The 24,367-nt window shown below is 59.9% G+C and carries 27 protein-coding genes, 1 tRNA gene and 1 pseudogene; 7 read left to right on the forward strand and 22 right to left on the reverse strand.

The window, feature by feature from the left end; all coding sequences use genetic code 11:
- Positions 1-169: 169 nt before the first annotated feature.
- The 7 genes from HPY55_00005 to HPY55_00035 all read right to left on the reverse strand — a co-directional run bounded on the left by HPY55_00005 (position 170) and on the right by HPY55_00035 (position 8,132).
- The gene (locus tag HPY55_00005; protein NPV69011.1) at positions 170-841 is read right to left on the reverse strand and encodes an Mpv17/PMP22 family protein; all 672 of its coding nucleotides are present in this window, start codon (positions 839-841) and stop codon (positions 170-172) included.
- A 187-nt stretch (positions 842-1,028) separates the two neighbouring features.
- Entirely contained in the window at positions 1,029-1,880 is an 852-nt protein-coding gene (locus HPY55_00010; GenBank protein NPV69012.1) for a 3-hydroxyacyl-CoA dehydrogenase family protein, read from the reverse strand.
- 68 nt (positions 1,881-1,948) lie between these two features.
- On the reverse strand, positions 1,949-3,238 hold the full coding sequence (locus HPY55_00015; protein ID NPV69013.1) for a GntP family permease: 1,290 nt from the start codon (positions 3,236-3,238) through the stop codon (positions 1,949-1,951).
- Positions 3,239-3,324: 86 nt separating this feature from the next.
- The gene (locus HPY55_00020) at positions 3,325-4,509 is read right to left on the reverse strand and encodes a CoA transferase (GenBank protein ID NPV69014.1); all 1,185 of its coding nucleotides are present in this window, start codon (positions 4,507-4,509) and stop codon (positions 3,325-3,327) included.
- Positions 4,510-4,525: 16 nt separating this feature from the next.
- Positions 4,526-5,710 carry an acetyl-CoA C-acetyltransferase gene (locus HPY55_00025; GenBank protein NPV69015.1) on the reverse strand — a complete coding sequence of 395 codons (1,185 nt, stop codon included), beginning with the start codon at positions 5,708-5,710 and terminating at the stop codon, positions 4,526-4,528.
- A gap of 16 nt (positions 5,711-5,726) precedes the next feature.
- Positions 5,727-6,473 carry a 3-oxoacyl-ACP reductase FabG gene (fabG, locus tag HPY55_00030; protein ID NPV69016.1) on the reverse strand — a complete coding sequence of 249 codons (747 nt, stop codon included), beginning with the start codon at positions 6,471-6,473 and terminating at the stop codon, positions 5,727-5,729.
- Positions 6,474-6,746: 273 nt separating this feature from the next.
- Positions 6,747-8,132: a sigma 54-interacting transcriptional regulator gene (locus tag HPY55_00035; GenBank protein ID NPV69017.1), complete on the reverse strand. Its 1,386-nt coding sequence runs from the start codon at positions 8,130-8,132 to the stop codon at positions 6,747-6,749.
- A 410-nt stretch (positions 8,133-8,542) separates the two neighbouring features.
- Between HPY55_00035 and HPY55_00040 the strand changes: the two are divergent.
- The 3 genes and pseudogenes from HPY55_00040 (at position 8,543) to HPY55_00050 (ending at position 9,701) form a co-directional block, all read left to right on the forward strand.
- Positions 8,543-8,950, forward strand: a pseudogene (locus HPY55_00040) (IS256 family transposase).
- 232 nt (positions 8,951-9,182) lie between these two features.
- On the forward strand, positions 9,183-9,389 hold the full coding sequence (locus tag HPY55_00045; protein ID NPV69018.1) for a DUF1657 domain-containing protein: 207 nt from the start codon (positions 9,183-9,185) through the stop codon (positions 9,387-9,389).
- A 165-nt stretch (positions 9,390-9,554) separates the two neighbouring features.
- Entirely contained in the window at positions 9,555-9,701 is a 147-nt protein-coding gene (locus HPY55_00050) for a hypothetical protein (GenBank protein NPV69019.1), read from the forward strand.
- Positions 9,702-9,810: 109 nt separating this feature from the next.
- Here HPY55_00050 and HPY55_00055 read toward each other — a convergent pair whose 3' ends face one another.
- The 3 genes from HPY55_00055 to HPY55_00065 form a co-directional block, all read right to left on the reverse strand.
- Entirely contained in the window at positions 9,811-11,736 is a 1,926-nt protein-coding gene (locus HPY55_00055; GenBank protein NPV69020.1) for a hypothetical protein, read from the reverse strand.
- A 49-nt stretch (positions 11,737-11,785) separates the two neighbouring features.
- Positions 11,786-12,187: a hypothetical protein gene (locus HPY55_00060; GenBank protein NPV69021.1), complete on the reverse strand. Its 402-nt coding sequence runs from the start codon at positions 12,185-12,187 to the stop codon at positions 11,786-11,788.
- Positions 12,188-12,265: 78 nt separating this feature from the next.
- Complete coding sequence (locus tag HPY55_00065; GenBank protein NPV69022.1) at positions 12,266-12,607, reverse strand: hypothetical protein; 342 nt, start codon at positions 12,605-12,607, stop codon at positions 12,266-12,268.
- 479 nt (positions 12,608-13,086) lie between these two features.
- Here HPY55_00065 and HPY55_00070 point away from each other — a divergent pair, with 479 nt between their 5' ends.
- From HPY55_00070 to HPY55_00080, 3 genes are read left to right on the forward strand one after another with little or no spacing between them, the layout of a single operon-like run.
- Positions 13,087-13,323 carry a hypothetical protein gene (locus tag HPY55_00070; GenBank protein ID NPV69023.1) on the forward strand — a complete coding sequence of 79 codons (237 nt, stop codon included), beginning with the start codon at positions 13,087-13,089 and terminating at the stop codon, positions 13,321-13,323.
- Between the two features lie 53 nt (positions 13,324-13,376).
- The gene (locus HPY55_00075) at positions 13,377-13,643 is read left to right on the forward strand and encodes a hypothetical protein (GenBank protein NPV69024.1); all 267 of its coding nucleotides are present in this window, start codon (positions 13,377-13,379) and stop codon (positions 13,641-13,643) included.
- Positions 13,550-13,810 carry a tyrosine-type recombinase/integrase gene (locus tag HPY55_00080; GenBank protein ID NPV69025.1) on the forward strand — a complete coding sequence of 87 codons (261 nt, stop codon included), beginning with the start codon at positions 13,550-13,552 and terminating at the stop codon, positions 13,808-13,810. The genes HPY55_00075 and HPY55_00080 overlap by 94 nt, the downstream gene beginning before the upstream one ends.
- 51 nt (positions 13,811-13,861) lie before the next feature.
- Here the strand turns inward: HPY55_00080 and HPY55_00085 are convergent.
- The 12 genes from HPY55_00085 to HPY55_00140 form a co-directional block, all read right to left on the reverse strand.
- Positions 13,862-13,939: transfer RNA gene (locus tag HPY55_00085), tRNA-Pro, on the reverse strand.
- A gap of 140 nt (positions 13,940-14,079) precedes the next feature.
- Positions 14,080-15,975, reverse strand: coding sequence for a 5-oxoprolinase subunit PxpB (gene pxpB, locus HPY55_00090; GenBank protein ID NPV69026.1), 1,896 nt, complete (start codon positions 15,973-15,975; stop codon positions 14,080-14,082).
- 70 nt (positions 15,976-16,045) lie between these two features.
- The gene (locus HPY55_00095; protein NPV69027.1) at positions 16,046-16,873 is read right to left on the reverse strand and encodes a DUF1445 domain-containing protein; all 828 of its coding nucleotides are present in this window, start codon (positions 16,871-16,873) and stop codon (positions 16,046-16,048) included.
- The gene (locus HPY55_00100) at positions 16,762-17,532 is read right to left on the reverse strand and encodes a LamB/YcsF family protein (protein NPV69028.1); all 771 of its coding nucleotides are present in this window, start codon (positions 17,530-17,532) and stop codon (positions 16,762-16,764) included. The genes HPY55_00095 and HPY55_00100 overlap by 112 nt, the downstream gene beginning before the upstream one ends.
- On the reverse strand, positions 17,529-18,326 hold the full coding sequence (locus HPY55_00105; GenBank protein ID NPV69029.1) for an IclR family transcriptional regulator: 798 nt from the start codon (positions 18,324-18,326) through the stop codon (positions 17,529-17,531). The genes HPY55_00100 and HPY55_00105 overlap by 4 nt, the downstream gene beginning before the upstream one ends.
- A gap of 358 nt (positions 18,327-18,684) precedes the next feature.
- Complete coding sequence (locus HPY55_00110; protein NPV69030.1) at positions 18,685-19,275, reverse strand: nucleotide exchange factor GrpE; 591 nt, start codon at positions 19,273-19,275, stop codon at positions 18,685-18,687.
- Complete coding sequence (gene dnaK, locus HPY55_00115) at positions 19,272-21,260, reverse strand: molecular chaperone DnaK (GenBank protein NPV69031.1); 1,989 nt, start codon at positions 21,258-21,260, stop codon at positions 19,272-19,274. Before dnaK ends, HPY55_00110 begins: the two co-directional genes overlap by 4 nt.
- Before the next feature lie 54 nt (positions 21,261-21,314).
- Positions 21,315-21,698 (reverse strand): MerR family transcriptional regulator, encoded by a 384-nt coding sequence (locus tag HPY55_00120; protein ID NPV69032.1) that lies wholly within the window; start codon positions 21,696-21,698, stop codon positions 21,315-21,317.
- Between the two features lie 220 nt (positions 21,699-21,918).
- The gene (locus HPY55_00125; GenBank protein ID NPV69033.1) at positions 21,919-22,551 is read right to left on the reverse strand and encodes a redox-sensing transcriptional repressor Rex; all 633 of its coding nucleotides are present in this window, start codon (positions 22,549-22,551) and stop codon (positions 21,919-21,921) included.
- Between the two features lie 70 nt (positions 22,552-22,621).
- The gene (locus HPY55_00130; protein ID NPV69034.1) at positions 22,622-23,164 is read right to left on the reverse strand and encodes a Gx transporter family protein; all 543 of its coding nucleotides are present in this window, start codon (positions 23,162-23,164) and stop codon (positions 22,622-22,624) included.
- Positions 23,161-23,520: a NusG domain II-containing protein gene (locus tag HPY55_00135; protein NPV69035.1), complete on the reverse strand. Its 360-nt coding sequence runs from the start codon at positions 23,518-23,520 to the stop codon at positions 23,161-23,163. The genes HPY55_00130 and HPY55_00135 overlap by 4 nt, the downstream gene beginning before the upstream one ends.
- On the reverse strand, positions 23,510-23,965 hold the full coding sequence (locus tag HPY55_00140) for an MOSC domain-containing protein (protein ID NPV69036.1): 456 nt from the start codon (positions 23,963-23,965) through the stop codon (positions 23,510-23,512). Before HPY55_00140 ends, HPY55_00135 begins: the two co-directional genes overlap by 11 nt.
- A 217-nt stretch (positions 23,966-24,182) precedes the next feature.
- On the opposite strand from HPY55_00140, the gene HPY55_00145 reads away from it, so the two are divergent.
- A complete protein-coding gene (locus HPY55_00145) occupies positions 24,183-24,365 on the forward strand; it encodes a ferredoxin (GenBank protein ID NPV69037.1) in 183 nt (60 codons plus the stop codon).
- The last annotated feature ends 2 nt before the right edge of the window (positions 24,366-24,367 follow it).

Below are 24,367 nucleotides of genomic sequence, written 5' to 3' on the forward strand. Positions count from 1 at the left end.
ACTGTGACAGTGGACCTCGCCCATGGTTAGCCAGGGAGCTGCAGGGAAAAAGAGGGGCGTCCACCCATACTGCAGGTAAGGCCCGGCAGGCAAAACAATAGTCCGGGGCAAGTGGACTTGAACCAACAGCCTCATGGTCCCGAACTACGATCTCAAGTCTCGCTTAGCCTCATCTGTCAGCTTTCAAGGAAGCCGCGGTGCTTCTTCGCTTAGCCATGGCCAGGATCGCCCCGAGAGCGATAGATAGAAAGGACGCAGTCAGCACCCGGTATTCAGGGGGTAGCAGGAAGGTGAAGGTATGGGCGGGTATCCAAAACATGGGGATGGTTTTCAACACCACAAAGGATAGATGATCCCCCCAGTCAACACGGTTAATCATTTCCCTCAAGTGCGGCTTGAGCAGGCCCTCCCCGAAGACTAGGTCCAGGTAGGTGTCGGTAAGACGGTGAAACCCCATGAAGGTGGGGGCAAAGGTCAGGTTCATGATGGCGCTGGTGAGAAAGGCAAAGGCCAGTTTTGAATCCCGGCCCGGCAGCAGCCCCTTAACCAGGAGATGGGTAACCCCGCCGGCAAAGACTTCAAACATCATGGTGATGAGCATGCCGATGAAACCCCAGACCGCCATGCGAGCCCATAGCCCTGCCGGTTTCCGCCAGGTATTCCCGACAATCCTGATTCCCAGCAGTTCACCCATAGTGGCCAGGAGGGCAAACTTCAGGAACCCCGTGAGGTAGGGATGATGCTGGGTCATGGAAAGGAAAAGGCCATGGGTAGTCGGCAGAACCAGCAACAGGACCACGAGAATCAGAGCTAGGAGCCAGATCAAATCTCCTTTCTGCAATGACAACACCTCTTTCTTCACGAGAGTCACAGGTGACTCCTGGTCAACCCAGGCCACAGATTTGGGCCTGCTCCTCACCCCCAAGTACCTGGAGGCACCCTAGGGCCAAGGGCTTCGCTTCGTTCTCGCCCAACGAAGAGGCCGCTGCACCTACTGTACTTGCAGCGGCCCTCAGTCCTCGACATTCTCAGTAGCTGTACCAGCCCTTTCCGGACTTCTTTCCGGTCTCGCCCTTGTTCACTTTCGTAGCCAGCAATGGCGAGGGCGCAAGGCGGGCCTCACCGGTCTCCCGATATGCCGCCTCTTGAGTTGAATACACGAGGTCGATCCCGACCAGATCCATCAGGCGGAACGGCCCCATCGGATGCCCCAGCCCCTTGACTACGGCCGTATCCAGATCTTCAGGTGATATCACGCCGTCTCCCACTAAGTATACCGATTCGCGCCAGATGCTGTCCAGCACCCTGTTGACCGCGAAGCCCCTGATCTCTCTGTTTAACAATACGGGCGTCTTGCCGAGCCTGCGGGCGAATTCGAGGGCGGCTGTCACGGTCTCACCGGTCGTATGAGGCCCCTTTACGATCTCCACCAGCTCCATAACGAGAGCGGGGTTGAAGAAATGGACGTTGCACACGCGGCCGGGAGACCTCAACCCTTTCACCAGCTGGCTGCTCGGTATGGTGGAGCTGTTCGTGAAAAGCAGGGCCCTGTGGCTCGCTTCATCCGCCTCCTGGAACACCTGTTGCTTCGCCTGCAGGTTCTCCACCACAGCTTCCACGACGTAGTCCGCCGGGCGCACGCAGTCTTCAATCCGCTTCTCTATGAACAACCGGGTCCTGGCCTGCTCCGCGGCCGCAGGATCCAGTTTCCCTTTTTGTACCCTATCATCAAGGTAGGAAGCAGCCCATCGCTGGAAGTGCTCCGGCACCCCCTCCACACTGTCAAATACCCTTGTGTATAACCCCCTGAGCGCGCACAACAACGCTATCTGTGAGCCCATTTGACCGAGACCGATAACCCCGACAGTGCCACCCTCCATGGAGCCACCCCTCCCCGATTAAGGACTTTGCCGACGCGGGTCTCTTACCCGCGCCCCATTACGTCAGTCTAGGCGAACGAAGGGAACGCCACCAGTAGCAGAGTCACAACAAGTGACGCCACGAGCGTAAACGCCACTGTGATCCAGAACATCGGGACATAGGATTCTTTGTGATTGCAGCGGGTGTAGTTGAGCATCGTAATGACGCCGCCGTTGTGTGGTAGAGTGTCAAGGCCCGATGACCAGAACGAGGCCACGCGGTGCATGGCAGCGGGATTCACGCCCATCTGGCCGACGAAAATCGGGGCCAGGATAGGAAGCGCGATACCCAATCCACCAGAGGCAGAGCCGGTTATACCCGCAATAAGAGTGACGCTAATACCGGCCGCCATCAGCGGATTGCCGCCGAGCTTCGTGACAATGTCCACCGCCGCTTTGAACCCGGGCAGTGTGCCGATGACCGCCCCGAAGCCAACCGCGGCAGCCGTGTTCAGTACTGCGGGGGCCGAACCCAGAGCGCCCACGTTGATCGTAGACTGAATGTCGCGCAGGTACGGCTTCATCAGAACGAATCCCAGGATAATGCCCACAACAAGGGAGGTAACAATGTTGAGCTTAGCCACGTTCAACAGACAAAACACCACAACCAGCGGCAACAGTGCAACCCACGGCGACGGCAGGTTTTGATCGGTGACTATCTTGTCCTGAGGATGGGGCTCGTACTTCTCGCCGCCCTTCATTGCCGTTGTTATGGCCCTGTCCAGGTAAACGAGGGACATCCCGAATATCATGAGGCACCCGACAATGCCAGGGATCAGGCCGGCAGTGGGCGGCGTCTTGAGTATCGTGGCGGGAATGATGTTCTGCACCTGCGGCGTCCCCGGTCCTACCATCGCGAACGTGGCAAGGCCTGAAATCATGACGGCCGGTACGAATCGCCTTGGCATACCGAGTTCCTGGAACAGCGCGAGCGTGAGCGGGAATAACGCGAAGGTGGCGACCATGACGTTGACCCCGCCGTACCCGAGGATACCCCCCGCAAGGATGATCGCTGCAATGGCGGGAAGCCGCCTGCCCGAGCCGAATGCCTTCACAATGGCCCCGGCGATGGCCTTGGCCCCACCGGAGTCCTCGTAGAGCTTGCCCATTATGGTACCGAGTAGGAATACGGGGAACATGGATTGGACGAATCCAGCGGCGCCTTTCATGTACGTGTTCACGTAAGCCGGGAGCAGAGCCTCGCCCGAGAATGCCGCCGCGACAAGGGCGCAGATTGGGGCGATGACGTAGATCGAGAGACCCCTGTAAGCCAGGAACATCAGCAGTGCCAGCGATAATAAGATTCCGAAAAGGCCCATTGCTTCAACCTCCTTGGCGTTTTGGATGGACTCCGAAACCCTCGGGTCACGAGGGCTTCACCGCACCCTCGTGACCCGTTATCCGCCTAGATGACCCCCTCGGCCGCCAGCGTAGCGATGTCGTTTTCGCTCAGGCCGGCAAGCCTCGAGTAGACTTCGACGTTATGCTGCCCCAGAGTAGGCGGCGCAGCGTAAAGCTCCCCAGGCGTTTCGGACATCTTGATGTTCGAGTTTGGTAGGGTTACCCAACCTGCCGTGGGGTGCAATACCCTGGCAAGCATGTTCCTCCACTTGAGCTGCGGGTGTTCCACGACCTTGTCCGCCGTAAGCACGGGCCCGCACGGGACGCTCACCTCTTCGAGAGCGTTCACAACCTCGTCCGTGCTGTGCGCTGAAGTCCACTCCTCCACCACCGAATCCACGAATTCGATTGCCGCCTTCCTCTTGGCCATTGAATCAAAGTTGGGGTCCTCACCCAAGCCGGGCCGGCCCATCACCTGGCATAGCCGCTTCCACTGACCCGGGTTACCTGTGGCAATTACTACATACCCGTCCGTGGTCCTGTAGATGTTGTGAGGCCCGCCGGAGGAATGGCGTACGCCCATGGGCGTCGGAACGTCGTTTGCCATGGTGACCCTGGCCACTGCGTTCTCAAGCACGGAGAAGCCGGCGTCAAACATGCTGATGTCGATTTGCTGGCCCCTTCCCGTCCTACTACGGTGAATTAAGGCAGTCACCACGGAGTAGGCGCAGAACATGCCCGCCAGGATGTCTGTTATGGACGTCCCGACCCTGACCGGCGGTCTGTCGGGATACCCGGTCATGCTCATCAGCCCACTCGCCGCCTGGATGATCAGGTCATACGCCGGCCTCTTACTATGCGGCCCGTCCTGTCCGAACCCTGATATAGATGCATATACGATGTCCGGCCTGATCCTCTTGACCGAGTCGTAGTCGAACCCAAGCTTCGCAGTGGTACCCGGGCTGAAGTTCTCCACGAAGACGTCCGCTTGTTTGACGAGCTCGGCGAGGAGCCTCTTCCCTTTCTCCGAGGTCAGGTTCAGGGTGACGCTCTTCTTGTTCCGGTTCGTGCACATGAATGTGCCACTCTCTTTATTCTGAAAAGGCCAGAAGAACCGGAAGTCGTCGCCCATCTTGGGCGTTTCGACCTTGATCACCTCGGCGCCCATGTCCGCGAGCAGCATCGTGCAGTACGGCCCCGACAGGAACCTGGTGAGGTCGATGACTCTAATGCCGTCCAATGCCCGCATCTCGAAGGCCTCCTGTTCAAGCCGGTTCAAGGCCAATTACGATCGCTGCCCCCTGCCCTCCGCCTACGCACAGGGTGGCGAGCCCGTACTTTGCATTTCTCTTGCGTCCCTCGTAGACGATCTTCGTTATGAGGATCGCTCCCGTCGCACCGACGGGATGGCCCAGCGCGATGGCTCCCCCGTTCACATTCATCCTGGCCCTGTCCCACTTGAGCTCCCGTTCTACGCCGAGTATCTGCGCGGCGAAAGCCTCGTTGCACTCGAGCAGGTCAATGTCGCCCAGAGTGAGGTCCGCCTTCTCCAGCGCTTTCTTTGACGCCGGCACGGGTCCCATACCCATGTACGCGGGGTCGACTCCCGCCGTCGCGTACGCTATGAGTCTGGCGACTGGTTTGACCCCCTTGCGCTGCACAAATGATTCACCGGCGAGCACGAGTGCACCGGCGCCGTCGTTGATGCCGGAAGCATTGCCGGCGGTGACCGTGCCTTCCTTTCGGAAAGCCGGTTTCATGGCGGCAAGCTGCTCGTAGGTCGCTCCCTTGCGCGGGTGCTCGTCAACCTTGAACGTAAAAGGTTCCTTCCCGCGTTGCGGTACGTATACGGGGACTATCTCGTCGTTGAACCTACCTTCGGCTATCGCCTTTTCGGCCTTGTTGTGGCTCTCGACGGCGAATCGATCCTGCTCCTCCCTGGTGATCCCGTACTTCTGAGCGATGTTCTCAGCCGTGAGGTCCATGGCGCCCCCGAGCGGGTCGTCGAGACCCAGCCGGAGAGTATCGAAGATGCCGGTGTGGCCCATTCTCGCCCCCCATCTTACCGCTGGCACCAGGTACGGAGCGAGGCTCATGTTCTCAGCGCCGCCGGCTATCACGCACTCGCAGTCACCCGCCAGAATAGCTTGAGCGCCCGATATTATTGCGACCATACCGGAGGAGCAGTTGCTATTCACAGTATAGGCGGGGACTTCGATGGGGAGGCCCGCCTTGACGGCGATCTGCCTCGCCGGGTTGCCGCCCTGCGCATCGGTCACAAGGGCGTTGCCGAAAACCACTGCGTCGACGTCCGCCGGCTTCAGTCCCGCCCTTTCTACCAACGCCCTGACTACAACTACGCCAAGGTCAACCGGGTACATCGACTTGAGAGTCCCGCCGAACGTGCCTATGGCAGTCCTGCATGCTTCGAGGATGTAGACAGGCTTCATGCACTCACCTCCCGGATTACATGTACCAGCCGCCGTTGACGCTGAGCGTCTGGCCGGTCACATAACTGGAATCATCGCAGCACAGGAACAGCGCGACCTTCGCGACTTCTTCAGGGGAACCGATCCTGCCTATGGGTATCTGGGCCTTGCAGATCTCGCGAACCTTCTCGGGAACAACCCTGGTCATCTCGGTGTCGATGAACCCGGGAGCGATCGCGTTTACCCTGATGTTGAACCTGGCCAGTTCGAGGGCCATGGTCTTGGTCATACCTACAAGTCCGGACTTGGCTGCGGAGTAGTTAACCTGCCCCATGTTCCCACGCAACCCGCTTATGGAAGAGATGTTGACGATAGCGCCTCCTGCGCCTGAAGCCGAGTTCACCTGGGCGAAGGCTTGAGCGCACAAGAACGCGCCCTTGAGATCGACCCGCAGAACGTTGTCCCACTGCTCCTCAGTCATCTTGGTCAGAAAGGCGTCCCTGTTAATCCCCGCGTTGTTTAGGAGGGCATCAACTCCTCCGAATTGCCTCACGGCAGCCTCAAAACAGGCTGTAACCTGGGATTTGTCCCCCACATCCAGCGGCACCGCAAGGGCCTTGCCGCCCGACTCGACTATCGCCCCTGCAACGCTCCTCGCCAGGTCGAGTTGGACATCCCCGACAACCACCGCTGCCCCCTCTCTGGCGAAGACCTCGCAGAGGGCCTTGCCTATACCCCTGGCCCCACCCGTAACAACAGCTACCTTACCTTCAAGCCTATCCACGCGCAGCACCTCCTCGCCGCTTCTCCGGTCTTCGTAGTGCAAGCACCGTGCCAAATGAAAAAACCCCGGTTATCCACCGGAGTATGCTTGGACGACGCTGTGAAGTGTCGCGTTCTGCGACGCCTTCGTGTGGGCCCGCACTGAAGAAAACAGGCCTCAGACCACTGGTCTTCTGAAGGTGTCTCCTGATGCGACATGTGTCTCCGACAGCTACGCAACAGGTGAGGGCGCACACCCGGAACTCAAGTGGGAGGCCCGACGGCTAGCCGGAGACTACTCGGGTTCAAACGAACTGAGTTTCCTGTACAGTACGGACCTGTGGATGCCCAGGGCTCTGGCTGCTTTCGCCTTGTTGCCTCCGGCACTACTGAGGGCCTGCAACACCATCGAGCGTTCGAGCGTTTCTATCGACCCCTTGAGGCTTGCCGGAACATTGTGACCGCTTCCCTCAACGCTGGCCTTCAAGTACTGGGGAAGGTCGTCGGGCGTGAGTTCGCTTCCCGCCGAATGAAGTGCAACACTCGTTTCGAGGACGCTGCGGAGTTCACGAACGTTGCCGGGCCACCGGTATCTTATTATGATATCCATGGCATCCGGTCTTACCCTCATATCGCTCGTCCTGCCCAGGTTGCTGCAGATCTCCGTCAGCAACGCCTCGACAAGCATCGGAATGTCCTCGACCCTTTCCCGGAGCGGGGGAACAACGAACCTGGCTACACCGAGCCTGTAAAACAAGTCCTGCCTGAATCTCTTCTCATCCGTAAGGTAAACCAGATCGCGGTTGGTTGCGGCGACAATCCTGACGTCGACGCGCTTGTTCTTCTCGCTGCCGACCTTCTCGATCTCGCCTTCCTGAAGGACCCTGAGTAGTTTCGCTTGGACCGGCACCGGCATTTCGGCTATCTCGTCGAGAAACAGCGTCCCCTTATCCGCGAGTTCGAATCGTCCCCTGCGGCCGCCTTTTCGCGCGCCCGTGAACGCTCCTTCTTCGTACCCGAACAGTTCCGATTCGAAGAGGCTCTCCGGTATGGCAGCGCAGTTGACCTTGATCATCGGGCCGTCACAGCGGGGGCTCTCAGCATGTATTGCCTGCGCCAGAAGTTCCTTCCCGACACCCGTCTCCCCCATTATTAGAATGGGTAGGTTCGTGGAAGCGAGCTTCCTGGCCTTCGCCATTAGCTCGTGCACGGACTCACTATTGCAGACCATCGAATCAAACGTATAGACCAACCCGCGGGCCTTCTTCAACTCCCCCTTGTAGTAATCGAGAGCACTCTTGAGGGAATCGATCTCCTTGAGCATTTCTTTATGCTGCTCCACCGTCCAGAACTGGCTCCTGCCGAATGCGCCGATCGGCTGGCCGTCCTTGATTATCGGCAGGCGAACTCCCAACATCCGTTCGCCGTGGAAGACCATCGACACGAAGAACTCGGGCGTGCCCGTCCGGGCCGCAATGTGCAACCTGGTGCCGGGAATTACCTCGGTGGCGTGCCTCCCGAGTACGTCGCCCAGATTAATCCCGAGGAAATCGGCATAGAAGTGGTTAATGAGCACTATGCGACCTTCCGAATCAACCGCTACTACACCTTCATAAGGGTTGTCCACGATCTGTTCCAGCAGAGCGAGACGGGCCGCGTCTTTGTAAAGACAAAAGTCCACAGGCGTTCCTCCTCGCATTAGAGGATCCATATTAGTGCATTTGTAAACAACACCCAGTACATCAGGGGATCGTTCACTTGAAGGGAAGTGCGCGATTGGACTATTACGAGAGCGGTAATCCAAATCCTTTACAAAGCGGGGACCCCGCTGCCCGTTTCTTGGCAGCAAGGCCCCCACACTGATCGAACCGCCTGCCTCAGTTCGTTACGGTCCCTGCTGCCCCCGGAGTCAAGTTGACGGTTTTTTTGACGGTTAGAGTCTCAAGTAGTGGTGTAAATTCGATAGGCTGTTGACAGAAGTAGCCACCCCGTGGTTTCCTGCGGATGTAAGCGCGACCAAACATCTACAGGAGGGACGACGAGGTGGCCAATGACAGCTTCTCACTTTTGGACTGGCTACGCAAGGTGGGCATGGAGAAGAACGCCGATTTCCTCAGGGAGTCGGTACAGGTGCTGGCTCAGGCGCTAATTGACCTCGAAGTCGCGGAGAAGATCGGCGCCGGCGCCTATGAGAGGACACCCGACCGGCTCACCTATCGCAATGGTTACCGGGTCAGGGAATGGGATACCCGGGTCGGGACAGTCAACCTAAGCATCCCCAAGCTCCGGCAGGGGTCGTATTTCCCAAGCCTCCTCGAGCCCAGAAGGCGTGCTGAGAGGGCGCTGGTCTCGGTGGTCCAGAAGGCTTACGTTCACGGCGTTAGTACCCGCAAGGTGGACGAACTCGTGCAGGCGCTCGGGCTATCAGGCGTGAGTAAGAGCGCCGTATCGAGGCTGTGCGCTGAACTTGACGCGGAGGTGGAGCGGTTCAGGAATCGGAGGTCGAGGGCAGTCTTCCTGCCCGGGCGGTTGTGGCGCCCCTCAGAGATGAAACCCTGGATAATGTAGACCACCACTTACAACCTCCGCAAACCCGGCCTCAAATATCGTCCTTAAAACGCCGCTACCGACCCAATCTCAAAGAACAATCATGCTGGGCGGGATTCGCTCAGTATATTTTCCCGCGCCAGATTCGCAAACTAATTTCACTAAATGCAGAGGTGGCGATGTCATGACCGTAGGAAACAAGTACCAAACAATGCTGGCTAACCTGAAGAGCGTTCAGGCCGACCTTGAAAGTTTCTCCCTTGAGTCTCAGAATCAGAACGCAAAGCAACTCTTTCGTAGCTGCGCAACCGAGACAGGCGGCATTATCCGCCGTCTGGAACAACGGTGGAACGAAGTCTCCAAAGAAGAACCTTCCTACACACAGCAATAGTTGCCAAAAGCGAAGGGGACCGGAAAACGGTTCTCTCCGCTTTTCTTGCCATCTTGACCAATCCTGACCAAGCCTTATCGTTCGCCTTGCCCGCAGAAGCCGTCACGAGGAACCCATTCGCCAGGGCCAGGAAGTACACTACTCAGTTGGCGGGGGCTCGCGCCCGTGGCTAACTGCGCCAGCAGAATGACGGCGAAGCCCACCATGACCGCGTACAGATCTGAAGGGAGCTTCACGAAGGCCTTCGTGTACACCACCAGGTACGTCAGGAAAGAAGCCCCCGCCAGCGCTCGTCGTGGCGAGCGAGGATAACTTCCGCTTGCTCCATCTCCATCGCCTCCTCCAACACAAAAGCCGCCCGCCGGCGGCCATTGGATCACAAAGCCTTGATATTGTCGCGCAACGTAGCGCGTTTAGGTGGTTATCTCAGTGCAGCCAGAGTCTCCACCAGCTCAAGCACGCTTGCGTGAGTCCATGGGAAACTCATCGCGTGTGAGTAATGGGCCGGAACGGAACCGGTTGCCATTGACAGATGCCAGAACTCAGGGAATGTTCCGCTCGGAAATGCCGTCGCCAAGAAGGAGGCGGGCTCGAGGTCTCCGTGCTCAGCCGCCAGCTTTGCCACAATGCCGAGGAATGGCCCCCAGCTCTCATCTCGATTCTGTTCGGTCGGCTGTCGGGAGATAACAAGCCCGTAGTTTAACGAAACATTCTTGACCCCGAGGACCTGCTTTGACCATGAGCACCACTTCCAGGAGTCCTCGTTGCCGAGAAGCCACGCATCATACAGCATCGAAGCGAACCACCACGCCGCATCCTGCTGGGTTCCGTCCGGTTTAAGCGAGTGGCACAACCTGCCATTGGTCCCGGGGACTCTGTAGTCGTCAATATGGGCCCTCATCTCTGTGGCGGTCTGTGTGCAGAATGACGCTCTGACAGAATCACCGAGGGCCGTGTAAACGGGAGATATCGCCTCTAAGCCAGCGATCCACAAAATATCGACCATCGACTCATACTTGATGTCCCCTGTGGGCAGGGGGAAATACCCATCATCAGCAAAGTCGTGCGGATGCAGGGCTACGATATGGCCGTCCGCCGGAACGTAGTTTACCTGTGCATATTGCAGGGCGGAGTCTATCTGCGCTTTCAGAGCCGTCATGCGCGGCAAGTCCCGCGTTTGCTTCCAGTACTCCCCTACCGCCAGCAGCCAGGTTGCCGCGTTATCCGTATTGTGGTAGTTCCCGGGCTCCGCACCGTCAATCCCGTATGAGTTTGAGCCATAAATCGGCTCAGCGACGTTGGCGAACCAATCGAGCATTTCACCGGCCACATCCGGCTTTATTGGGGCAAGGGCCTTGATTACCCAGGCAGTGTCGCGTATGAAATTGCCGTACCATGCTCCCGGGCCTGCACCAAGGAAGGTCCCCTGGGAATTTGGCCGATAAGCAGCCATCATACTCTGCTGTAATGCCATATACCCTTTGAATCGCAGTTCAGCAGGAACATATAGCCAGCGCTCCCTGAGTCCCGCGAAAAACGACCGCCAATAGCCCATGCAGGATTCAAGCGGAATCCTCCATCCAGAGCTGAGAGCACCTGCCACCTTAGCCTGGGTGCTCGCCTTGTCGGTGCCCATCGCGAAACAGATCAGCATCTCGCCATTCAACCCCATGTTCTCTCTGCCAAAACCGTAATAGCATGCCCCACCGACGATAGGATCCACCTTGTCTGCAATTGGCCCCTCGTTGAGCACGATCCCACTCGACTGTATGGCCATCTGGTCTTCGGGTGTGCAGCCGATCACGAACCACAAGTCGGAGGTTTTCTCCTGTGCAGTGATGAGTCTGTGGCCTCCGACCGTCTCCATGGTAACATCATTGTTCGCCTGGCCGCCTGTACCGTGAAGCCAGCCGTTCATTCGCTGAGAACCAACGTTCTGAGTCTCCGTCACCAGGTAGATGACTCCATCCCAACCAAAGATTCGAGACTTCGCGGCTTGGTTGTCGCCTTCGGCAACGTGGGTGCTCTCGTAAACCGGTATAGGATACCCATCGAGGCTCATGAACCGGCCGGTGATATAGTTGTTCTCGCGCGGCTTAACATGGTAGGGATAGCCAAAATCAATGGCCTCAACGAGAGGTGCTGCAATCTTCCCGCCCGCGACCCCCTTTGTGCAGATATCCCTGATGAGTACACGCTCTTCGCTGTATGCCCCGACCACATGTACTGCAGCCAGACAAGTGGGGTCACTGACAAGCGGCTGGCCGAACCGGGAAGCCACAGTCCCCGACTTCCAAAGCGCTGAAGTCTGTAGAATCTCGTCATCCTCAATTTGAGCTTTGGCCAACAGTCGTCTCTTGTTTAAGGCTGCGGCAAACGGTACGCTTCTCCACCCCCTACCTATAGCCCACGCACTGCACAACAGCAGCGTAGTCGCCAATAACGTGCACAGCAGTACCCTTGACCTGGAGCGAGTACGCAGCGCCCTCCGGGACAAGAACATCGCCCGCGCCTCCTATCTCGGCAGACGAATCGATGTCGAGATAGATGTCTCCTGGTCCGATGTTGAGGATGTCGAAGGCTTCGCAGGCTTGGGCGAAAATTAGAACGGCTTCCTGGTTCGGCGTGAGCGTCTGCCGCTTTGCTTCTTTCGTCGAGTAGTATTGTGCAACCCGATTCCCTCCTCCTTCTCCCAGGAGCGGTTTGTAGTCGTCCGCAACTTCGTCGAAATACTGCGGGATCGGCTTACCATCCTTATCCTTCAGGATCGCCTTCGTGTTATAGGCCACACCCTTCACCCCTTCCTACTCCGTTTGAGGCCCGCTACAATACGAAAGCCGCCTGAAGGCGGCTGAGGCTGCCGGTATGCAGTCTCGCTACTCGGTCGCTCGCCTGCGCTGAAACCCGGCAGGCGCCGCGGGGACGAAGAAAGAATTCGGCTCTCCAACCGTATCCAACGCGCTTCCAGTGTCCTGGAGTACGACGAGCTCAACGTAGTCATTGACACTCCTGTTCTCAATGGCAGAGACTTGCACGTCAAACGCCCTGCTACTGGAGAAACTGCTGCACACCTTGACTATCCCAATCGTAGCGCCGCCGTTTTTCAAGATGCGGACCTCGCGAAGAGTCCCACCACTCCTGGCGACGAAACCGACGCCGCCAATTATGAGGTGCTTGCCAGCTGTCTTATCAGTGATGCTCCCCGCGTCCTGCGCCACCGCCCGCTCCCAGTCGCGTACCTCCAGCGCTGATTGCCGGTTGAAGCTCAGCCGGGTAATCGGAGAGGTTTTGTGGACAGCACATCATGAAACGGAGGGGTCGCGATGGGTATGCCAGAGAACCAAGTGAAGAGGCCCCGGCGGCGGATTGGGTGCCTGACGATTGTGGGGATCATTGTCCTGTTATTCGTAGCCAACGCAATCTACAACAGCACTGGCCGACCATCAAAGCCCGCGCCGGCTACCGCACCAGCATCATCACCCGCGCCGTCATCGGCACAGGTAACCCGGGCGGCAACTCCGCAACAGCAGACCGAGTCTGTTGTCAGGGGCAAGCTCTTAGGCAACAACAACCGTGGTCAGCCATTCCTTCGCTCGGTGCAGGTGGAGAAGGCCGACAAGGGCGGTTGGGCCGTCTATGTCGAGTTCAATGCGGCAGACAATCTTACACATCGTCCCTCATTCGTAGCGGCATCGAGATGAAAATGAAGGACATCTACGAAGCAGCGTACAAGGGCGCGCTCGATGTCGGATTAGTCAACGTGGCCGCCTACTTCAACCTCAAGGACAAGTACGGGAATACCTCGGACGGCTGCGTCTATCGAACTGAGCTGGAGGCCGCCGAGGCCAAGAAAATAAACTGGGCAAACATCACCTCCGACGATATGACTCGCATATGGACTACGCTCCTGATTCACCCGGACCTGAGAAAATGACGCCCGACAACCGCCAGGGCTTTGTCGTCGCCCATATGCAGGCGAGGATTCGCATGCCCAAGGCCAGGGAGTGCATCCAGCGCCAGCGCGAGAGGATCGAGGCATTCGCATTCACCTACGGCGTCAAGATTGATATGTGGCATATCAGGGCGAAGGGACTTGTTCCGATCCCCACGCTGGAGCAGATGATCGAAGAGGGCCGGGTGTATGCGGTGATTATCGCCGGATGGGGAAGGCTGGGGTCCCCTATATACCCTTCCGAAACCTCCGAGACACGCACGCCACCATACTTCTCCTCGCCGGGATCCATCCAAAGGTAGTCTCGGAACGCCTGGGGCATTCGGACGTTGGAACGACGCTCAACATCTATTCCCACGTGCTTCCTTCGATTCAGAGAGAATCTGCTTCGGCTAGGACAATCTCGTCGGACACAAGCCTACAGGCCGGACATAGATCGTCAGAATGGCAAATGGAATGGCAAGTGTAAACCGGGCTACGGAATGGCAGGTGGCGGATAATCCTCTAACAGGCAAAATAATGGTCGGGGCGAGTGGACTTGAACCACCGACCTCATGGTCCCGAACCATGCGCGCTAGCCAAACTGCGCTACGCCCCGACTGATGATTGGATGCTATTATGCCGACCTGAACTGCATCATCATTATAACTGAACCCACCCCCGCCGTCAAACGCGCGGACCTGTTGTGCTGCCGCTACTTCGCAGGCTCGCCCCCAGCATCACCCGGGATGTGGCGGTTCAGTCCGCTTCAATCTCCTCGACGAGCGTCTCATAGACCTTCCCACCGACGCTTACGAGGAATGCGCGTCTCCCAATGACCTTCGGCCGGAGTCTGGCGGCAATTGCGGAGAGCGTGGCTGAATACGTCCGCAGGACCTCATGAGCCTGTTCCACCGTGGTTGGCCGGAAGAACACGGTGTCGCCCGGCCTCGCCTGGCCGAGCAGATCGATGTCGGGCCCGATTACCGTGGCAATCTTGGGATAGCCCCCGGTCGTCTGGCGGTCGGCGAGCATTACGATAGGTTGGCCCTCGCCGGGCACCTGGATAGCACCGTGAGGAATACCGTCGGAGATGATATCGGGTTTGCCGGCGTGCTCCACTCTGGGGCCCTTCAACCTCATGCCCATCCTGTCGGACTGCCCGGTGACAGTCCAGGCGGCCGAGAAGAGGGTATCGATCCCCGCCCGTGTGAAATGGTCGGCCTGTGGGCCCGGGACGGCCCGCACAACCCACTCTCTGCCGAACCGCGGTCGCAGGCGGTCAGGCATGGAGCTGCCCGTGGCAGCAAATACACCGGTTTCAGGAATCAGGGTTGCGATGCGGTCGCCGGAGGCCAGCCGTCGTCCTTCGATCCCTCCGACAGCACCTCGCAAGTACGTCGACCTGCTCCCCATCACGACGGGCACGGCGATACCGCCGGCAACGGCGATATACGCCCGGCATCCCGCTTGCGGGACGCCGAACTCCAGGACATCACCCTCGCGCAGTTCAATCGACTCCCACTGCGGGACGAGCCGGCCGTTCACAGTAGGCTCGAACTCCGCTCCCGTAACGGCCACCAGGACAGGCCTAAGGGCGCGGAGTCTGGGGCCTACGTAAGTGACCTCCAGGCCGGCTGCATCGGGGCTGTTCCCAACCAGCAGGTTTGCGACCGGCAGCGAAAACCTGTCCATCGCTCCGGATGGCGGCATCCCGAACTGCTGGTAACCGAAACGCCCGTAATCCTGTACCGTGGTCAGGAAGCCGCCGTCGAGGACCTCGAATGAGTCGGCAGACCTGTGCAATTGATCGCGGGCGCCGGCGCCGTGGTCGACCCGTGGTTGCGCGGCCGAAAGCGACGCGGGGATGTGGTCCGCACCGGCCCGCGAGGCAGTCGGAGAGGCCGGTTTGCCGCCCAGTCCGGGCCCCGGATACGGTACGATGGTCGGAACGTGGGCGCCACTTTCAACGGCGATGCGGATCTCCTCGAAATCCGCTGCCGAGATCGGGACGAATCTCACGTAATCGCCGGCGCGTAGCAGGACCGCAGGATTGCGGGACGGGTCGTAGAGCCTGAGCGGGGTTCGCCCGATAACCTGCCAGCCCCCGGGACTCTCGATGGGGTAAATTCCCGTCTGGGGCCCCGCGATACCTACCGACCCGGCGGGAACACGGGCGCGGGGGCTTTTCAGCCGCGGAGTAGCGAGGCGTTCCGGCATGCCACCGAGGTACGGGTACCCAACCGTGAACCCGAGCATGTAGATCAGGTAGTCCACGCTGCTGTGCGTGCGAATGACCTCATCAGCCGCGAGGCCCGTGTGGGCGGCGACGCATTCGAGATCCGGTCCGTACTCTCCCCCGTAGGCAGTGGGGATCTCGGTGACTACGGGAGACGGCAGTTCCAGCGCGTCAAGGCGCGTTTCGAGTTCCTTGAGAGCGCTGACGAGCTCCGAGAAACCGATTTCCCGCGGGTCGTACAGCACCAGCAGCGACCTGTATGTGGGTATCGTTTCGAGGACGCCCCGTATCACCGAACCTTCGACCGCGCATTGCATCGATCTGACCTTGCTGGAAACCCCCGGCGATATCTCGCCGCCGAACTCCACGACGACGCCACAATCGCCCGCAGGAAGATACCTGGCCTCCGGATACACAACACTCACTCCTGCCTTACACACCGGGGGCGGCGGCCTAGCGGCCGCCGGCCCCGCGTACCCGAACGGATTACTTGATAATCCCGAAAGACCTTAGCACGAGCCGGAGCCCCAGGAGGATCGTGACAAGGGTCACGGCCCAACCCAGGATGTTCTGCGTGGGGTTGTTGGTGAACTTGCCCATGATCCTCGACTGGTTCATGACTATGATGAGGTATATGGTCGAGATCGGGAGCAGCACACCGTTGATCGCCTGCGCGAAAACGATGACCTGAACGGGGTTGGCCCCCGTGAAGGCGACGGTCGCGCCACCGGGCGCATGAGTGATCATTATCTCGGGGTGGGTTGTCATTGCCGCTGCCTGCGGGGTTACGCCGCAGGCCCAGAAAACGGGGACCTCGTTTTCGTGAATTGGAACCGGATCACCGAAATCGGGCCTTTCGATGTCGCGGATGCCGAGCGATTCCGGGTTTCCAATGGCCACGGGCGCTCCATGGACCGAGGGATACCTGGAAGTGATGAGGACGGCCTTTGCGACCAGGTGGCTGGGGATCGGGCGCATGCTCACGACAAGAGGCCCCTTGAAGGCACCGGCAGGCATGCACTGGCGATTGGTTATGTACATTGGGACGTTTCTGCCGAGTTCGATGTGTCGCACAGGGATACCCGCCTGTGCATGGCCAGGCGCGAGCCCGGCAGTTGGTCCCGTCCACTCCCCGAGACGTATCCTCTGCCTGAACTGGCGGGGGGTCGTGGGGGGAACACTTGCACTCGATTGGCTCATACTCACATCTCCAGCCAGTCCGCCAGTGGGGCCACCCTGACGCCCGAGCGCTCCAGGGCGGTGCGGATGGCCTGCGCGAACCCGAGCGCATCGGGACCGTCGCCGTGCAGGCATATGGTATCGGCAACGATTGGAACCCTGGTCCCGTCAACGGCTATGACCACACCCTCCTGGACCATTCGAAGCACCTGTTCAACGGCCTTTTCGTGGTCGTGGATGAGCGCGCCTGGTTGCGACCTGGGAACGAGGCCCCCGTCGCGGCTGTAGGTGCGGTCCCCGAACACCTCGCTGGCGGTGCGAAGGCCGGCGGTCTTGCCTGCCTTGTAGAGCTCGCTTCCGGAAAGGGCAACCAGTATGAGGGAGGGATCCACCTCGCGGATGCCTTCCACCAGCGCCTCGGCAAGTCGCCGGTCTCCTGCCGCCTGGTTGTACAGCGCTCCGTGGGGTTTAACGTGGGTCAGCCTTACACCCTCAGCCCTCGCAAACGCGGCGAGCGCTCCTACCTGATACACGAGGTCGTCCCTTGCCTCGTCCGGGCTGATGTCCATGGGCCTTCTTCCGAAGCCCACCAGGTCGGGTAATCCAGGGTGGGCCCCAATCGCCATTCCGCGGGCGGCGAGCTTCACGGTCCTACGCATTACACCTGGACTGCCCGCATGAAAACCGCACGCAATGTTCGCGGAGGTTATCAGGGACATGATCTCGGGATTCAGGGATATCTTCCATCTGCCGAAATCCTCGCCGAGGTCGCAGTTCAGATCGACAACCTTCATCCGCGCTCCTCCTCTCCGGCTGAGGGCCGGTATCCAAGCTTCGAAGAGACCGCGTCAACACAGCTTTTCAATGCCTTGACCAGAACGGGCTCTCGCTCGGGACCAAACCTCGCCTGCGGGCCGGCGATGCTGATAGAAGCCACCACTTTGCCTGTGTAATCCCTGATGGGCATGGCGATGGCCCAGGTGCCTTCGTAAAGCTCGCCGCAGCTGATGGTATAGCCCTGGGCCCTCTCCATCCGGATCCTCTCTTCGAGCTCCTTGCGGTCTGTGATTGTCACGGGAGTAAACCTCTGGAGGATCTGTTCGTCCAGGATGCGCTGCAACTCGTCATCAGGGAGAAACGCCACCAGCGCCCTCGGGCACGCGCCCGCGTACACTGGAGCCTTTCTTCCGACCCTCGTATACAGCCTTACCGGCTGAGTGGTCTCCACCTTCTCAATATAGACCGCCTCTTCCCGGTCCATCACGACGAGCTGCACGGCCTCCTCGATCTCATCCCGCAGTTTCACCATGAATGGGAGTGCGATAGACCGGATTTCCATCTGCTCCGCTACCATCTGTCCCAGTTCGAGAAGCCGCAATCCCAGCCTGTAACGACGCGGGCCGCGGGAGTCGCCGCTTACATCAATAAGGCCTGAGGAGACAAGCGCGCTGAGCATCCGGAATGCCGTGGATTTCGAGAGGCCCGACATGGTGCTGATGTCGTCAAGGGTAAGACTCGGGATGCTGGGCGTGAAGAGATTAAGTAGTTTAAGAGCCTTGATGGAGCTTGCGTTGGCGTTCTTTACCAATTGGGCTCACCCTCGATAGGTATATCATTTCATTAATTGAAATATATTGATCGATATTTGACACAGCACTTGAGCATTCGACACGGGAACGAGATCTCCTCCAGGATTTGGGCTGTCATCGAGTAGAGGTGGAGGTTAGCCGCCAGAGAGAGTACCTGGATTCGAGAGGGATTCGAGAGGGATTCGAAATACTCGCGCAGCACGGCGTCATCCCTGTTGGTTCCCTTGGCCGATACCAGGGGATGGCGGGCTTCAGGAACATCTTTAACGCCGGCGAGACTTAAGGGCCGGGACTCTCATTCAAGCCCGGCCCCTCCGGATCCGATAGTCTGGACCTTCACGCCCTCGCTACAGGGCCTCACTGCGCGGGGTTCTCACCATCCTCCGCGGGCCGCGCCACTCGAACACGGGCGACACGGAGGACGTCCCCTTCGTGGGTGTATCCCTTCTGGATCTCGTCGGTCACCGTTTCCTCTTTTACGCCGGGTGAGCTGCACACCGCGATCACTTCGTGTACCGCGGGGTCGAACTTCCTGCCCACAGATTCAACCGGCTGGACGCCCTCGGACGAGAGTATCCCCTCGACCTGTCGCAGCAAGACCTCCAACCCCGTTCGCAACGTGGCCGCGTCGGCATCCTTCGTCCCGAGAGCGCGGTTGAAGTTGTCAACCACATCGAGCAGCTTCAGGAGAAGGTCCTTCTTTCCCCTCCGGATCATCGCAGCGACTTCGCGCTCCATGCGGCGGCGGTAATTGTCGAAGTCGGCCCGCGATCTGAGGAACAGATCCCAGTTCTCGGCCACTTTGGCCTTCAGCGACTCGACCTCGGCTCGGAGCGCGTCAACGTCGCCGGCAACCGCTGAATCGGGGGCCTGTGAATCAGGGGCCTGTGCGGCCTTGTTGTCGCAGCACGAGCCGCAGGAATCCTTCATCTCTCGATCATCCATCACTTGTCGTCCTTCTTCTCCTTGAACTCCGCGTCATAGACATCCTGTGAACCACCGCCGGCACCGCCCGCTCCGCCGCCAAAGCCGCCCGGCCCCCCTGCGCCAGATTCGGGTCCGCCCGGGCCGCCTGCGCCGGCTTCAGGACCACCCGGACTACCAGCGCCACCGGGCCCGGCCTGCGGTCCGGCCTTCCTGTACAGCTCCTCCGCCACCTTGTAAGACGCCTGCTGCAGGTCGTCGGTGGCCTTCTTGATCCTCTCGACGTCGTCGGTCTTCAGGGCCTCCTTCAGGTCCTGGATGGCCTTCTCTACGTTCGCCTTATCGGCGGGCGCAAGCCTGTCGCCGACCTCCTTGAGGTTCTTCTCGACGTTGTAGACCAGGCCGTCCGCGCGGTTCCTCGCCTCGGCCGCCTCGCGAGCCTTCTTGTCAGTTTCGGCGTGCTTCTGCGCTTCACCAACCATGTTCTCGACCTGGTCGCGCGTGAGCTGCGTGGACGCCGTGAGCGTAATGCGCTGCTCCTTGTTGGTAGCGAGGTCTTTCGCCGACACGTTAAGGATGCCGTTGGCGTCGATGTCGAAGGTGACTTCGATTTTCGGTATCCCTCGCGGGGCGGGCGGGATGCCCTGCAGGTGGAAGCGGCCGAGCGTGCGGTTGTCGCGCGCCATGGACCTCTCGCCCTGCAACACGTGGATTTCGACGGTGTCCTGGCCGTCCGCCGCGGTAGTGAAGATCTCGCTCTTCTTGGTCGGTATTGTTGTGTTGCGCTGGATAAGCGGCGTGAACACGCCGCCGAGCGTCTCGAGCCCTAACGTAAGCGGGGTGACGTCGAGCAGCACGATGTCCTTGACCTCCCCCGCCAGGACGCCCGCCTGGATGGCCGCGCCCACAGCCACAACCTCGTCGGGGTTCACGCCCCTGTGGGGCTCCTTGCCGGTCAATTTGTTGACAAGTTCCTGGATGACCGGCATCCTGGTGGCGCCGCCGACGAGGATCACCTCGTCGAGGGCCTCGACCTTGAGCTTCGCGTCGTCGAGCGCCTGCCTGAAAGGCCGTATGCACCTCTCGGTCAGGTCCGCCGTGATCTCCTCGAACTTAGCGCGGGTAAGCTTCATCTCGAGGTGCTTCGGCCCGGACTGGTCAGCCGTGATGAACGGCAGGCTGATGTTAGTCTCGTACACCTGCGACAGCTCTACTTTGGCCTTCTCCGCGGCCTCGATCAATCTCTGCAGGGCCTGGCGGTCTTTCCTGAGGTCTATCCCCTGTTCCTTCATGAAACCGCCGGCAAGATAGTTCACAATTCGCTGGTCGTAGTCATCGCCACCGAGATGGGTATCGCCGGACGTCGATTTAACCTCGAACACGCCGTCGCCGACCTCAAGAACAGACACGTCGAACGTCCCGCCGCCGAGGTCCCACACGAGGATCGTCTCGTTCTTCTTCTTGTCCATCCCGTAGGCCAGCGACGCGGCGGTCGGCTCGTTGATGATGCGTAGCACCTCGAGCCCCGCGATGCGGCCGGCGTCTTTTGTGGCCTGTCGCTGCGAGTCGTTGAAGTACGCCGGGACGGTTATGACCGCCTTGGTGACCGGCTCGCCGAGGTACTTCTCGGCGTCCTCCTTCATCTTCCGGAGGATCATGGACGAGATCTCCTCCGGAGTGAGATCCTTGCCTGTTGCGGGGATGTTCACGCGGGCCTCGTTGTTGCCGCCCGCGGTGACGCGGTATGGGACGCGCTTACGCTCTTCGGCCACTTCCTCGTAGCGCCGCCCCATGAAACGCTTGATCGAGAACACCGTGTTCTCGGGGTTCAACACGGCCTGTCGCCGCGCGAGCTGCCCGACGAGGCGCTCGCCCGTCCTCGTGAAGCCCACGACGGACGGCGTCAGGCGCGAGCCCTCGGAATTGATGATGACGGTAGGCTTGCCGGCCTCCATCACAGCAATGACCGAGTTCGTGGTGCCGAGGTCGATCCCGACTACCTTAGCCATACATGCACCTCCACAATACGATGCCGCACGCCTCCGTGGTCCCGCGCGACGGCTTCATCGTCTACCTGCGGGGCCGCCCACGGGCTCCCCACGGCGCCCATCCATGGAATCCTCCCCACTTGCCCCCTCACCGAGGGCCTCGCCCGCGGGACTGCCGGCCCGTGAACGCTCTATCTCGAGGATGTGCTTCACGCCCGCCAGGTTGATACCGTGCTCCCTCAACAACGAACACACGTGCCTCAGCAGCACCAGCTCATTCTCGCAGTATAGCCTGGCGTTCGCATCCGTGCGCGCCGGCTCAAGGATCCCCTCTCTCTCGAGCTGGCGCAGCAGTTGGGGGCTCACCCTCAGCAAGCGCGCGGCCACGCTGATGGTGTACACCGGCTCATCCGGCCCATGGAGCCTGCCGGGAGGCCTGTGGCTCCTGGACTTATCCACCGCCCATTCACCCCTTGTGCAAGCCAGTTTCCTCTAAGAGAGTATATTGATTAATCCGGCTATGTCAAGGATAATGGATGGATCGCATCAGCAGACTGCTGTTATCGACATAATTTCCTTGATGACGGTTGATGACGGCGGGTGATAGCGAAATAGTGGCGAATAGTGGCGGGACGATGGTCTCGAAAGGGCCGGTAAGGCACGCCAGGTGAGGCGCTCTCTACAGGTAGAACGCCAGCTGGTGCAGTTCGAGGCTGACGTCGGCGGAATTGACTTTGACGCCCTCCGGCGCCCTCAGCTTCACCGGGGCGAAGTTCAGAAACAGCCTGACGCCCGCCTTCACCGCCCTCTCCAGCACGAACTGGGCGGCAGACGCGGGCACAGTGAGCACGGCTATCTGAACACCCTTTCCGGCCACGCGCTCCGCCAGCGCGTCCAGGTGATCGATCACGATTCCCTGCACGTGTTGGCCGACCTTGTTCGGGTCAACGTCGAATAGCGCCACGAGGCGGAACGGTCTTGAAGCCTCATCCGGCTGTTCCCGGGTCAGGTATCGAGCCAGCGCAGCGCCAAGCTCGCCCATCCCGAGTATCGCGACGTTGGTTGGACGGTCCGTTTTCAGGATCGACCTGAGCTGGACCTTCAGGTCGCGGGCAGGATAGCCAACCCCCTGTTTGCCGAACTCCCCGAACGTGGCCAGGTCTTTCCTGACCTGGGCCGGAGTCACGCCGGCAAGTTCCGCGAGTTCCTGCGACGATATGTAGTGGCCGAGCATCAAACCGTGTTCTTCGAGAAGCCTGAGGTATTGAGCGAGTCTCCTGACAACCACATCCGGAACTCGTGCCGGCCGCATTGACAGGTCCCTCCCACGACTACCGTTCTTCGCCGTATCATGACAACGTCCTGTTTTAGAACGTCCTGCTTCAGCTGCCGGATTCACCCGGCCCGAGCAGCGACCGTATGAGACCCTCGAGAGGCTTGAGCCTCAGTGAAATCAAGCCTACCAGTACACCGGTCGGCAGGCCGAAGGCCAGCAGCGCCGGCAGGTAGTAAACCAGGGCCGGTTGCCTCGTTATGAGTCCCGCCGCAACGAGCTGGGCAACGTTGTGAGTGATGGCTCCCACCACGCTTACGCCGACGGGGCTTAGCCGCTCGCGGCCGGTCACGACGAGTACACCCATGACTGCGGTACTGGCAAGCCCTCCAGCCGCGCTCAGTATGAAAGTCGCGCCGAGGAGGAACCCGCCAAGGAGGCTACCGAGCACGGTCCGGACGCCCGTGACGACCAGCCCTTCAACCAGCCCGTACGTGTATATCACGTGAACGGCTACGACGTTGGCCAGTCCAAGCTTGGCTCCCGGGAATATGTAGGGTACAGGGATCAATGCCTCAACGGCGTGGAGAGCCACGGCGAGCGCGCTTAGAGTCGACAGGTAGACCAGTTTGAACGTGTGGCCCCTGTTCACTTCGATTCGACCTTCAGGACGACCCGGTTGGGCAGGCAGACTATGACCTGGCCCGGCTGCGCAGCCCATCCCATCCGTATGCACACCTTGTCCGGGCAGTCGGAGGAGAGCATCCTGACGCGGCCGCCCGAAATCTCGAAGGTGCTATTGCCGATGAACCCCCGGACCGTCCGCCTGACGCTTTCGCCGCCGGTCAACGGGATGCGTTCGGCGTCAGTTCCCATCACGTTGACAACCACGACTGCGGCTGGCTCCTTCGGTCGGAGTACCAAAAAACCCACCCACAGCAGGGCAGCCAGTGCGAGTGCCGCTGCGATCACCAGGGTGTCGCTGCGGGTCCAGGCCCTACGACCCATCCCGGCCCGCATCCCCGACGACCCTCACCGGATCGCCCCTCCTGACACGTCCCCCTCTAACTACCCGCGCGAACACGCCCTCGCGCGGCATTATGCACTCGCCCACCTGGCGGAATATCGCGCAGCCGGCGTGGCATTCCTTGCCGATCTGGGTGACTTCCAGCAACGCCTCGCCCGCCTCGAGACGGGCGCCGACAGGCAACGACCAGACGTCCAGGCCCTCGATTGTCAGGTTTTCGGCGAAATCCCCGTAACCCACATCGAGGCCCCTCCCGCGCATCTTGTCGATGCTGGACACCGACAGCAGGCTCACCTGGCGGTGCCAGTCGCCTCCGTGGGCATCACCTTCCAGCCCGAACCCTTCCTTGAGAGCCCCTTCTCCGATATCGGTTTTCCTGACACCCTTGCGGTCGCTATGACACACCGCGACGATGCGACCCTCCATGCGAAATTCTCCTGTTCCACGATCATTTGCCGGATTTGCCGGCTCCAGCAAATCTAAATATAGCACGACCACGGTCTCAAAGAAAGGCGAGTGGCGGGCGGCCGGAAGGCCGGTGAACGCGGGCGGAGACAGGTATCGGTATGGCGAATAGAGCAACCTGTGGCGGTCAATTTTATCAGAAGAGCCTGCGCAGGGAGTCAATGGGGGTCGATAGTCCGTGAAAGCGATGGTAGACAAGGATTTATGCATCAGCTGCGGCCTTTGTCCGGAAATCTGCCCCGACGTGTTCGCCATGGGGGACGACGAGAAAGCATTCGTCAAGGAAAACTCCGACTGCAGTGCGGAATGCTGCCGGGAGGCGGCGGATTCGTGCCCCGTGGGGGCGATAGCGGTCGAATAGCA

The organism is Bacillota bacterium (assembly GCA_013178305.1).
GTDB lineage: Bacteria > Bacillota > Sulfobacillia > JABLXB01 > JABLXB01 > JABLXB01.